This window comes from Candidatus Endomicrobiellum pyrsonymphae (assembly GCF_020328025.1).
Lineage (GTDB): Bacteria > Elusimicrobiota > Endomicrobiia > Endomicrobiales > Endomicrobiaceae > Endomicrobiellum > Endomicrobiellum pyrsonymphae.
In genome coordinates this window covers 1-11,986 of record NZ_JAIXMZ010000040.1, presented here as the reverse complement: position 1 = coordinate 11,986, position 11,986 = coordinate 1, and the positions used below count along the sequence as shown (strand labels likewise).

General features: G+C 34.4%; 12 protein-coding genes and 1 pseudogene. 4 read left to right on the top strand and 9 right to left on the bottom strand.

Features of this window, described 5'->3' with window-relative positions; all coding sequences use genetic code 11:
* Positions 1-280: 280 nt before the first annotated feature.
* The 8 genes and pseudogenes from waaF to LE180_RS04465 form a co-directional block, all read right to left on the bottom strand.
* Entirely contained in the window at positions 281-1,957 is a 1,677-nt protein-coding gene (gene waaF / locus LE180_RS04500; protein ID WP_374134272.1) for a lipopolysaccharide heptosyltransferase II, read from the bottom strand.
* A 61-nt stretch (positions 1,958-2,018) separates the two neighbouring features.
* The gene (gene nadB / locus LE180_RS04495; RefSeq protein WP_374134271.1) at positions 2,019-3,587 is read right to left on the bottom strand and encodes an L-aspartate oxidase; all 1,569 of its coding nucleotides are present in this window, start codon (positions 3,585-3,587) and stop codon (positions 2,019-2,021) included.
* Positions 3,587-4,438: a pantoate--beta-alanine ligase gene (gene panC / locus LE180_RS04490; RefSeq protein ID WP_374134270.1), complete on the bottom strand. Its 852-nt coding sequence runs from the start codon at positions 4,436-4,438 to the stop codon at positions 3,587-3,589. The genes nadB and panC overlap by 1 nt, the downstream gene beginning before the upstream one ends.
* The gene (gene panB, locus LE180_RS04485) at positions 4,435-5,235 is read right to left on the bottom strand and encodes a 3-methyl-2-oxobutanoate hydroxymethyltransferase (RefSeq protein WP_374134269.1); all 801 of its coding nucleotides are present in this window, start codon (positions 5,233-5,235) and stop codon (positions 4,435-4,437) included. Before panB ends, panC begins: the two co-directional genes overlap by 4 nt.
* A gap of 299 nt (positions 5,236-5,534) precedes the next feature.
* Positions 5,535-6,029 (bottom strand): 2-amino-4-hydroxy-6-hydroxymethyldihydropteridine diphosphokinase, encoded by a 495-nt coding sequence (gene folK, locus LE180_RS04480; RefSeq protein WP_374134268.1) that lies wholly within the window; start codon positions 6,027-6,029, stop codon positions 5,535-5,537.
* A 12-nt stretch (positions 6,030-6,041) separates the two neighbouring features.
* A pseudogene (hsdR, locus tag LE180_RS04475) lies at positions 6,042-8,201 on the bottom strand (EcoAI/FtnUII family type I restriction enzme subunit R); the annotation flags it as partial.
* A gap of 121 nt (positions 8,202-8,322) precedes the next feature.
* Complete coding sequence (locus tag LE180_RS04470; RefSeq protein ID WP_374134267.1) at positions 8,323-8,646, bottom strand: DNA-binding protein; 324 nt, start codon at positions 8,644-8,646, stop codon at positions 8,323-8,325.
* A gap of 22 nt (positions 8,647-8,668) precedes the next feature.
* Positions 8,669-8,971, bottom strand: coding sequence for a type II toxin-antitoxin system RelE/ParE family toxin (locus tag LE180_RS04465; RefSeq protein WP_374134266.1), 303 nt, complete (start codon positions 8,969-8,971; stop codon positions 8,669-8,671).
* A gap of 245 nt (positions 8,972-9,216) precedes the next feature.
* Between LE180_RS04465 and LE180_RS04460 the strand changes: the two genes are divergently transcribed.
* Both LE180_RS04460 and LE180_RS04455 read left to right on the top strand, forming a co-directional pair.
* Complete coding sequence (locus tag LE180_RS04460) at positions 9,217-9,621, top strand: toll/interleukin-1 receptor domain-containing protein (RefSeq protein WP_374134265.1); 405 nt, start codon at positions 9,217-9,219, stop codon at positions 9,619-9,621.
* Positions 9,555-10,631 (top strand): hypothetical protein, encoded by a 1,077-nt coding sequence (locus LE180_RS04455; RefSeq protein ID WP_374134264.1) that lies wholly within the window; start codon positions 9,555-9,557, stop codon positions 10,629-10,631. Before LE180_RS04460 ends, LE180_RS04455 begins: the two co-directional genes overlap by 67 nt.
* Positions 10,632-10,781: 150 nt before the next feature.
* Here LE180_RS04455 and LE180_RS04450 read toward each other — a convergent pair whose 3' ends face one another.
* Entirely contained in the window at positions 10,782-11,195 is a 414-nt protein-coding gene (locus tag LE180_RS04450; RefSeq protein ID WP_374134263.1) for a DUF5675 family protein, read from the bottom strand.
* A 190-nt stretch (positions 11,196-11,385) separates the two neighbouring features.
* Here LE180_RS04450 and LE180_RS04445 point away from each other — a divergent pair, with 190 nt between their 5' ends.
* Together LE180_RS04445 and LE180_RS04440 are read left to right on the top strand one after the other, a co-directional pair.
* Complete coding sequence (locus LE180_RS04445) at positions 11,386-11,586, top strand: hypothetical protein (protein ID WP_374134262.1); 201 nt, start codon at positions 11,386-11,388, stop codon at positions 11,584-11,586.
* A complete protein-coding gene (locus LE180_RS04440; protein WP_374134261.1) occupies positions 11,573-11,803 on the top strand; it encodes a DUF2335 domain-containing protein in 231 nt (76 codons plus the stop codon). Before LE180_RS04445 ends, LE180_RS04440 begins: the two co-directional genes overlap by 14 nt.
* Positions 11,804-11,986: the final 183 nt, after the last annotated feature.

Below are 11,986 nucleotides of genomic sequence, written 5' to 3'. Positions count from 1 at the left end.
TTTTTGATACATCTATGCCTACAAATTCAGTGTATAAGACTTTTGGCATTTTGTGCCTCCTTTTAATTTGGTATTAGCTTCTTGCTTTCAATTGTTCACATGCTGCAAACTAAAGTTTGCGCATCAGCAACCTCATCAAGCTTTTACCTTTGTGGTGTTGGAGATCCTGATGAAAACGGGATCTTTGCCCCTTCCTCGCTCGATCTTCCAACACCCTTATACACTTTATTATACTTGTTTTTTAAGGAACAATTCCTAGCAAAGACACTGATGGCGCAACTTAAAGCGATTTGACTATATACAGTTTTCTTTTGATTTCTGAAAACACTTCTGTAACCGTTATATCCTTCATACATATCACATCTTTACAATTTCTATTTCTACACGGCTGACAATCTACTTGATGTTGTATAATTTTTGTACTGCCTCCATACGGTCCGGTACGTTTTGCATCTGTAGGTCCTAGAATCGCTACAGTCTGCGTATTTAGCGCCGTCGCGATATGCATAGGACCAGCTTCGTTGCCAACAAAAACTTTACACATTTTTAAAAATGCACATAATTCTTTTAAAGTAAATTTACCGGTCATGTCCACCATTTTGATACCTGCGTCCACTATTATTTCTTTGTTCAAGTCTTTTTCACTCGTTCCACCTTCTTTCCCACCAACAAGCACAACGTCCGCACCCAATTCAGTTTTTAATTTACCAGCAAGTACGGCAAACTTATAACTATCCCATCTTCTTGAAATCCACCCACCACCGGGATGAATACCTATCACTTTATCTAAATTTACATTTTCCTTCAAAAGTTTTTCTCTAACACTTTTAAAGCATTCTTCAGGAATTGATATCGAATAATTCACTTCATATGTACAGCCTAAATACTTTGCAACTTCAAAATGTCTTTCAACACAATGGCGTTCTTGAGAAGCTTTTATCTCTTTAGAAAATAACCAGGAGAATTCTCTCATACCATTTGTAGAAGATGACGCTAATTTAAATCTTGCGGCGGCAAGTTGAACAAGCATTGCCGATTTTGCAAGACCATGCAAGTCTATACTTAAATCAAATTTATCATTGCGAAGCTGTTTTTTTAAATTTCTATAATATTTTAAAGAAACCTGTTTTCTATCCCATATAAAAATATTCTCTAATAGAGGATTGTCTTCTAAAATTTCAGAACATCTTTCATCTACAATCCAACTAAGTTTTGCGTGGGGATATTTTTTCTTTATTGCCGAAAGGACAGGCAAAGCAAAAATAATATCGCCTATCCTGCTTGGTTGAACTATCAATATCTTTGGGGACGGATGATACTCTAAATATTTTAATATGTCTTTCCTCCAATAATATTTATCTGTAAATTCAGATAACTTATTTAATCTTTCCTCTACGAGCGTCGTTTTTTCCTCTATATTATCACCATCATTCACGTAAATAGGCTCTCCATAAATCTGCACGGTTTTTGAAAATGGCAAAGGGATTATTGTTTTATCCCACGATTTGTTTAAAACAATTTTATTTTTTGGCGAACAATTTATTGGCAACAATGGCATTCCAGTTTTTTGAGCTGTATATACGACACCTGATTTAAGCTTATGATAGGGACCTCTTGGTCCATCTGCAGCAAAAGCAAGCGTACGTCCTTGACGAGCATATCTTATAATTTTTATTAGAGCTCGCTCTCCACCTTTGCCTGAAGATCCTCTAACAGTTATATAGCCAAAGCTCTTCAGAATTTGAGACAACATCTCGCCGTCATCTGATAAACTGACCATAATAACTATATTGTTTTTTTGATTAGACATCAACATAGGGAACTCATTCCCATGCCAAAAAGAATAAATTGACGGCTTATGATAATGCAAAGTTTCGTTTAACGATTTCTTTCTCAAAGTTTTATCTATAATATGGCATATGAATGTAACAACTTTTATAAAACTCTCTTTACGCATTTGTATTTCTCTTTTATTTCATATTGTTAACGAGGGATTATATCTCATCGTAAAATATTTCTCATGCGTTTTGTCTGTTTACAATAGTATCTTTAGCGTCAGGCAACATAGAAGGATAATCAGTGTTATAGTGCAGCCCTCTGCTTTCCTTTCTAAGCATTGCGGATCTTACAACAAGGTCGGCTATACACGCTATATTTCTTAATTCTATGTTGTCAACAGTGATAGGCGTATTATTAAAATACTGATCTATCTCATTTTTTAAAATATCTATTCTTTTTTTTGCTTTTAATAATTTTCCGTCAGAACGAATAATCCCTAGATAATTCCATGTTATACGTCTTATCTCTTCCCACTCTTGCATATAAATGGAACGACTCTTCCCAGAAAAATTATTATATTTGCCAAAACTGCCTTGAATTTTGGGAAACTCTTTTTTTAAAAATTGTAACGAATCTTTATATATTCTATCTGCGTAAACAATACCTTCTAAAAGAGAATTTGAAGCAAGTCTGTTTGCTCCGTGTACTCCTGAACATGCTGTTTCTCCAACTGCATATAAATTATCAACGCCAGTTTTGCCGTTTTCGTCTATTGCAACACCACCGCAGAAGAAGTGAGCGGCAGGAACAACGGGAATCATGTCCTTTGCCATATCCATGCCGTACTCAAGACATTTTGCATAAATATTTGGGAATCTTTTCATCAAAAAGCCTCTGCTTTTTGAAGTAATATCCAAATAAACAAAATTTTCTCTTCTGGATTTTAATTCACTGTCTATCGCTCTTGCAACAATATCACGAGGAGCAAGCTCTTTTTGAGGACTGTACTTGTCCATAAACGGTTCGCCGTTTTTAAGTCTTAAAACAGCGCCTTCTCCACGCACAGCCTCTGATATTAAAAATGATTTTGCTTCGCTGTTATACAAACATGTAGGATGAAATTGCACAAACTCCATATTAGATATATCAGCTCCGGCTCTATAAGCCATTGCCACACCGTCGCCCGTAGCCACGTCGGGGTTTGAAGTATATAAATATGTTTTCCCGGACCCGCCCGTTGCTAAAACTGTTATTTTAGCTTGAAAAATTTCGATTTTATTATTTTCATTATCAAAGACATAAGCGCCACGACAAACTTTGTTACCATCTAAAATTAAGTCTATCGCAGAACAATTTTCGTAAACAGTAACATTTTCATGTTTTGAAATATTGCTTATTAAAACTTGCTCTATTTCGTTTCCAGTAACATCGCCGGCATGTAAGATTCTTCTCTTACTATGCCCGCCTTCCATACCCAAATCAAACCTCGAATTAGAATCATCTCGTTTAGTAAACTTTACCCCAAACCACATCAATTCTTTTATTCTTTCCGGCGCTTCGACAACCATCTTCTCAACCATTTTTTCATCGCAAAGCCCAGCTCCGGAAACGATAGTATCATGAATATGTTCTTCAAAAGAGTCAGATTTATCCATTACACATGCAATGCCACCTTGAGCTCTACCCGTAGAAGAATCAAACATTTTTCTCTTCGTAACTAAAGAAATACTACCACATTTTGACGCTTTTAAAGCCAAACTAAGACCAGCTATACCACTACCTATAATTAAATAATCTGATTTTATCATTATCCCTTACTCCGTTTAGTCATTATAACATTATCAATAAGTCGCGTTTTGCCTATCCACACAGCTACCGCAAAAACAACTCTTTTTGTGTTATTATCAGCAATGGATAAATTGCTAAAATTTACAATCTCGGCATAATCTATCCTACTGTTAGGAATTTTCCTTAATTTATTTAAAACATTTTTTTTAACAAAATTTAAATCTTTATTTCTAAATTCATGAACAGCTTCTTTTAATGTTTTAGAAATTTTCAAACTTATATTTTTTTCTTCCTCGCTTAAATAAGAATTTCTGCTTGAAAGCGCAAGACCACTTCTTTCTCTTACTGTAGGGCAAGGAATAATTTTAGTTCTAAAATTTAAATCTCTTGCCATTTTTTCTAAAATTTTGAGCTGTTGAAAATCTTTAATTCCAAAATATGCTCTATCTGGGTACGATATGTTAAACAATTTTGAAACTACAGTCGCAACACCTTCAAAATGCGCAGGTCTAAACAATCCGCATAAAATATCCTGCATCTTTTGAACTTCCACAAAAGTCCTATGCTCTTGTGAAAACATATCATCCACCGAGGGCACAAAAACATAATCAACATGATTTTTTCTGCAAATATCCAAGTCTTTTTTAATCGGACGTGGATATTTCAGGTAATCTTCGTTAGCGCCAAACTGTATTGGATTTACAAAAATTGAAACTATGGTAATATCATCGTTTTTTTCTGATTTTGAAAGCAAAGAAATATGACCTTCGTGTAAAGCGCCCATTGTAGGGACAAGACCTATCTCATCGCCGTCTCTAAGATGTTTTAAAGCAATTTTTTGCATCTGCAACGCATTTTTTATAACTTTCATTTGTACGCGTTCTCTTCCATCGGAAATTTTCCCTCTTTTACTTCATCTATATAATTTTTTACGGCAGTTTTTACTGTTTCACCGATATTTGCATATTTTTTAACAAACTTCGGCGTAAAATCCGTAAACATTCCAAGCATATCGTCAACAACTAAAACCTGCCCATCACAATAACGTCCTGCGCCTATACCTATAGTTGGTATTTTTAAACGTTCCGTAATTTCTTTTGCAAGCTGCTCTGGTATCGCTTCCAACACAATTGCAAACGCGCCAGCTTTTTCTAAAGCGCCTGCATCGGAAATAAGTTTATTGTGAGATTCCTGAGTTCTTCCCTGAACCTTAAAACCTCCAAACTTATTTATAGCCTGAGGCGTTAAACCTAAATGACCTACAACAGGAATTTTTGCATCAACAATTGCTTTAACCTGTTTTATAATTTCAATCCCGCCTTCAATTTTAACAGCTTCGGCTCCGCCATCTTTTACAATTCTTGCAGCATTTTTTACGGCATCTTCTACGCTTATTTCATAAGACATAAACGGCATATCCGTAACAAGCAACGCGCCATCATTTCCTCTTTTTACGGTTTTTGTATGATATATCATATCTTCCACCGTAACCGGAAGGGTATTTTCGTAACCAAGTTTGACATTGCCTAGAGAATCTCCGACAAGTAACATATCAATGCCTTGCGAGGAAATAAGTTTTGACATAACATAATCATAGCAAGTGAGCATTGTTGTTTTTTCGTTTGCCTGTTTTTTATCTAAAATCGTCGTAACAGTTCTTTTATTCATTTTTTATATTCCATAGTAAGCACATGAAAGATATATGCCAGTTGTCGTTGCAGTTGTTCTCTTGCCATTTTGCCTTTTTCTCACTTCCCTTGCGAGATCGAATAAGAAGCGCAAGTCTTGCGACGCGCGCAAGACGCGAGCGCGCCATGAAGCAGTGAAGATATAGACTTCAACTACTTGGGTAGGGCAAGAAGTTGGAAATAAAACCTACGAATGACAGCCATTTTTATAGCAGAAGAGTCATCTCTCATCGTAAAATACTTTTCATGCGTTTTGTTTTATATTCCGCTTGGTTACACTCACATGATTTTAACATTTTGATTTTTAAGTATCAATGATTTGCTATATAAAATATCTTTTATTTTACGTTTTAAACCGGGATGTATAAAATCGATGGCTATTTCGCTCAACGGCGCTAAAACAAAAAGTCTATTTTGTATTTCTTTATGCGGGATAATTAGATTAGAATTATTAATATTTTTTTTACCAAAAAACAGTATATCTATATCGATTACACGAGGTCCCCATTTTACTGTCTTTACACGTCCTAAAATATGTTCCGACTGTTTTATTAATGAAAGCAAATCAATTGGACTCAAATCCGTTTGCGCTTTAATTACAATATTATAAAAACCTCTTTGTTTAGGACCTATTGGAGATGTTGCGTAAAAAGAGGATATTTTCTTAACGTTTACAAACAAGCTACTTTGCAAAAAAGATAAAGCGGAAATAATATTTTCCGCTCTGTCTCCAACATTTGATCCTAAACCCAAATATATTGTGTTTTTCATCATATGGAGCGCTCATCAATACAAATATTTTTGAAAAGATATAAAAGTTTCGATAATTATTTGCTCACTATTGCCTAATTCTCTGATACCGTCTTCAATAGTTTTATATTTCAGTTTTATAAGTTCGGATAACTTTTCTTGATTTAATTCTTCAACGCCGGTTTCTATGTATTTATCCAAAACAAAATCCAAGAAAACTTTTTGCTTATCTTCGAAGTCTTCGACTTTAGATATTTTTTCTTTTGCTCTTTCAGCCCGAGCTACTCTTGTCAAAGGTCTAATGTTATATGCAAGATATTTTAAAGCGTCAAACAGATCACTATTTTGAGTGTCTGTAAGCTGTTGTAAAACTTCAAGATTTTTATGTCCGTATCCCGCTTGCTCAAGTTTATCTAAAAGTTCTTTGCGAGTCTTCGGTTTTAACCAAATATCTCTTAACTTTTGTTCGCTCGTAAAAAACTCGGGCAATTTACCGAACAATTTACGTAAAAATTGTTCGTGGGATATAAGAGTTCCGCTTGCCTCATCCCAAAACGACGTTTGCGCCATATACCGAATTTCTCTTTCCTTCCCTTCCGATAATTTTATTATAACTTTCTGTTTTTCAGACTGTTCAAGTGGAGTCTCTTTTTCTACAATATCAGACTGTTTAACGCTTTTTATCTGTTTTTTAGGAGATTCTTCAATGTCTATAACGTCTATAGGTTCGCCGTCCCATTGAGGATCTAAAAAGTTTTTATAAGCGCCAACAAAATCGTATATTGTAAAATATTCTTTACCATCAAAGAGTCTTGTTCCTCTGCCAATTATTTGTTTAAATTCGATCATAGAGTTCACGGAGCGCAAAAGCACAATAGTTCTAACATTTCTCGCATCGACTCCTGTAGAAAGTTTTTTAGAAGTCGTTAAAATAGTAGGGGTTGTTTTATCGTTATCTTGAAAATCTCTTAAATGCTGATCACCTATTTCACCTTCGTTTGTAGTTACTCTTACGCAATAATCGGGATTTTTGCTAGTTTTAATTTGGTTTATTAAATCCCTAAGCAAAGCCGCATGCTCTTGATTTGCGCCAAAAACAAGCATTTTTTCTTTTTGATCTATTTCATTCATAAAAATTTCAACATACTTTTTTTCTCTCTCTTCAATTTCAATATCTCGATGGAATTCTTCTCTTACATACTCATGATTTTTTTTAACTTCTCCTTCAATAACATCGTCGTCATCAGCATAAATGTAGGAATCCAAAGTTGTTTGAGCACGCCGAACTTTAAAAGGCGTTAAAAATCCGTCGTTTATACCCTCTTTGAGAGAATAAGTATATACGGGCTCGCCAAAATATTTATACGTATCCGCGTTTTTATCGCGTTTCGGCGTGGCCGTCATTCCAAGATGTGTTGCCGGTGAAAAATAATCTAAAATAGCGCGCCAGCGACTCTCCTCGTTCGCTCCGCCTCTGTGACATTCGTCAATTATAATAAAATCAAAATAATCTTTTGGATACTGACTAAAATAAGGGACATCTTCCGCGCCGGTCATAAAAGTTTGAAAAATTGTAAAAAAAATACTGCCGGTTGCGATGACTTTGCCTGTCTTTTTTATTTCTTCAGACTTAATGCGTTTTAAAGCATCTTCAGGAAAATCCGAAAAAGTATTAAACGCTTGATCCGCCAAAATATTTCTATCTGTTAAAAACAATATTCGCGGCAACCTTACGCCGTCTTTATTTATATTCCAACGCGTTTTAAAAAGTTTCCACACGATTTGAAACGCTATATAAGTCTTACCTGTTCCTGTGGCTAAAGTTAATAAAATGCGTTTCTTATTTTCAGCGACGGCCTGCATAACTTTATTTACGGCTATTTCTTGATAATAACGTATAAATCTTGAACCGCCTTTGTTTTCAAAAGGAACAGAATTAAATTTATCGCGCCATTCATTTCGCTCAGCAAAAATATTATTATAAAGCTTATCGGGAGAAGGAAATTTGTCTATTTTTTTCTCTTCACCAGTTTCCGTATCAATAAAATAAATTTCCCTGCCGTTACTTGCCAAAGCGTAACGAATATTTAATTTTTTAGCATACAGCTTAGATTGAGCAACGCCTTCTCCCACAGACAAAGACAACTTCTTGGCTTCAATAACGGCAAGCTTCACGTTTTTATAAGAAAGCACATATAGGTCTTAACCCCGTCGATACTTTTGTATTTTGTGATTAAAATGCAAACTATGTACTTAAAATCCGATTTCATCACGTACAGGTCATACATTCATTATACGACAAGAGACAGGACTTTGTCTATTTATTGGTAAATGTAAAGCTCATTTTCACGCCCAAGTTATCTAAAACTGACGTAAAACTTCTTAAGGTAGGGTTACTTCCTGTCTTGAAAATATTATAGATGCTGCGTCTCCCTATTTTTGCAGATCTTGCAAGGTCTGTTATGTTCCCATTTGATATAGCTAAAACTTTTAAAGCGGCAAGTATAACATTAATGTCTGACGTTTCGGCATATCTTTTTATAACTGCTGTCTCAAATGCTTTTAACTCTTTAGGATTTTCATTTATCATTTCTGCAAAATCTTCATAAAAATTTGTGGTCTGTAATTTCTTTGTTTTCATTGTGTATCCCCTTCTTTGAATTTTATAAACATTCTTTTATTTTTCTTGCCTTTTCTATGTCTTTTTGTTGTGAGGATTTATTGCCACCACATAATAATATTATAATCTTTCCATCGATATTTGTAAAATATATCCTATATCCCTTCTGAAAATAAATCTTTAATTCGTGGATACCACCTCCAACTGATTTAATATTAGAGAAATTTCCTTTTTCTAATTTATCAATATTTTCAAGAACAATTAACTTAATATAGGCATCTAAATTTTTTAACCATTTTTTGAAAACCTCCGTATTTCGTATCTGCATTATTAAAGCTCCTTTCAAAAACACTCACTTCCAACACTAGTGTATAATATATGGCACACTTTGTCAAATCTTTCCCAAAAGTTGCAAAAGTAATGCCATTCAACTTTTATTATAAATATCTTGACGTACTTGATATCTTGACACATGATAATACATAGCAATATGCGCACAAGAATCATCATTACGTAAGAGAGTTGTAAAGATTTTACAAATAATGATACAACATTCTGGCATTGAAAAATATATGTATTAATGGAGTCAAAATGAACGAAGAAAAAATAAATTTAAGACCGAAAGTATTTATCTCTTACAGTCGGGGCACAGAACAACATGAGGATAGAGTATTAAAGCTTGCAAGAGAACTTGTGGAGAATGGAATAGATGTAAAAATAGATAAGTGGGATATACAACCTGGTCAAAATTTGCATAAGTTTATGGAGGAAATGGTAAATAATAATGACATTAACAAGGTTTTGGTTATATGCAACAAATTATATGCAGATAAAGCTAATGATAGAAAAGGTGGGGTCGGTATTGAGACAGATATAATAAAACTCCAGAAGTATATGGTAATCCTCAGAATACAAAATTCATCCCTGTTGTGTTTGAGAAAGATGAGAATGGAGATGCTTATCTACCTGCATATTTTAAACCTGACTATTACATAGACTTGTGTCTAGACAATGATAAATATTCTGAAGAGTTTGAGGAATTAATACGCTTAATAATAGGGAAATCTGAATATACAAAACCTAAATTGGGTAAAATACCAACTTACATTCTAGAAGAAGATAAAAGAGGACAAACGTCTGCTTCTGTAAGAGCCTTAAGAGCTGCATTCGAAAATGGTAAGAATATTGTTCTAAAACTTAAAAGCTATTGTGATGTCTTTGTAGCAAATTTAGATAATTTCATTATTCAAAACAAATCTAATACTTCAATTGAAGATGAAAAAAAGAATTTTTTGAAAACTTTGAATGATTTTACTACATACAGAGACGAGTATCTTGAAATAATGGAAAAGGCAACTAAATGTGACTTGCAAGAACAAGAATTAGAAAGTATCATTTGTAGTTTTTTTGAAAAACTTCTTTTATATAAAAAAGATAAATCTAAGGAATATGGCACTGAAAATATCGAGTTTATTATATACGAGTTATTTTTATATACAGTTGGGATCCTAATAAAAAAAGAATCTGTTGAGTTAGATAATTATGGAAATCAAAAAAAGATGTTTGAAAAAACTTATTTCAATGGTGATGGAAGAGTCTTTGAAGCTTTAAAACAAAGAGAAGACGGAAGAAGATATGTAAACTATGCAGTTACATATATGATGAATAAAATAAATAGTAACATACTAAGTAAATTAGAGCTTATAGACGCGGATGTTCTGATATACTTAAAAGTTTTAATAGAACAAAAGATACACAAACAATCATTGTATTGGTATCCATTAACGAAAATTTGTTTAGCATGGACAGATAAATCGCCATTATTTATTAGATGCGCTTCAATTGATTATATAAAAAAAGTAGATGTTATATTTAGGTATTCTATGCTAAAAGATTTTAAAGAAATATCAGAAAAAAAGCTTCTTGTCTTTCCATATGAGGGCCCCTGGCAAGAAAATATTATTTCTGACTACATTAATATCTCAAGTTTAGGTACTAGAGAGTGAAATTGTAATTCTGTCCTAAAGAGCACAGCTTCCAAAAAATGATTTTTGTATATCATTAAGTTTCTTTAACTAATCCGTACATCCGGCTGTTTTTACTCGCAAAACGAGTACGTTTGTGTGCGAAAGTGATAGTGATAATGCTTTAGTGTTCTATGAAATTGTTATCCGACACTTTTGATAGCCATGAATCAAGTCTATAATCTTTTGTTCGTACTGCGTAGAATAACTGACCCAACCAATTTTATCATTCTTTCCGGGAAGTATGCAACCTTGTGTATCTTTTGAGGTATTTTCTCTGTGGATACGCACGCCTGCAAAACCAGCCACATTTAGAAGCAATGGCAAGTCTCTGTTAAACCTGTTGCTGTGGTCGACTATTACTTTATATTTTCCTGTCGGTATAAGCATTCGTGTCGATTTACTTGGCTCTAACGTGTCGCACAGTAATTTATTGTCTTCAATAATATTATTATGCTCGTCATATCCGTTAAACTTGAGTCTGCCGATAGTATAGTTGTCCTTAAAGGCATCTCTCTTTAAAAATAATTCTAAGTCTTGTTTCATAAATACATTTTATCTCCTAAATCAATTAAGTTTGACAATTTCATTAAAAAACGTTATCGTGAAACTACCATCGTAGCTATTGTTAATAGCTCTAGCTAATAGCTCTAGCTGTTACCCTTAAGTTGCGAAAGTGGCTTGAGTGATTTTCTTCTCCATTGACATTAAAAACAAAAACATTTAGAAGGTTGTTATGAAAAAATATCGTACAGACTACTTATTTAATGACAACAGTTTTATTATAGGTGTAGCTTCCGCCTTTAATCTTATGGGTACTTTTTTTGATTACAACTATTGCGAAACAGACCAAGAAGCCGATGCAAAAGCGCTCGAAAACGACTGGGGTGTTGTAGGTCAAGATTTGATTGAGGTTTTTTCCAATGAATCAAGATAAATCGCAAACGTCCAGTCATTTTGTTACAACAGCTAGAGCAGTTTTTGTTGGTCCTTTGCCAGATCCAAACACATTAGCTCAATACGCTAAAATCTATCCCGGTCTTGAAAAAACAATCGTTGAAATGGCGCAAAAACAATCTCAGCACAGAATAGAGATTGAAAACCTTATTGGAGGCGTGGGCGACGGAGGTGGTGGCGGAGGTGGCGAAGCTTGAGGGAAAGCTGATAGATGGGTCGGAGACGGATGCAGTTCACGCTTTATATTCGGCAAATGCAGCGTCGTTGGATGCGGAGGCGACGAAGGTGGCGCTGCTGCATTCTTCCCCTCTGTCCACGCCTGAACCGCATCCGTCTCCGACCCATCTATCAGCTTGAGGGAAAGCTGATAGATGGGTCGG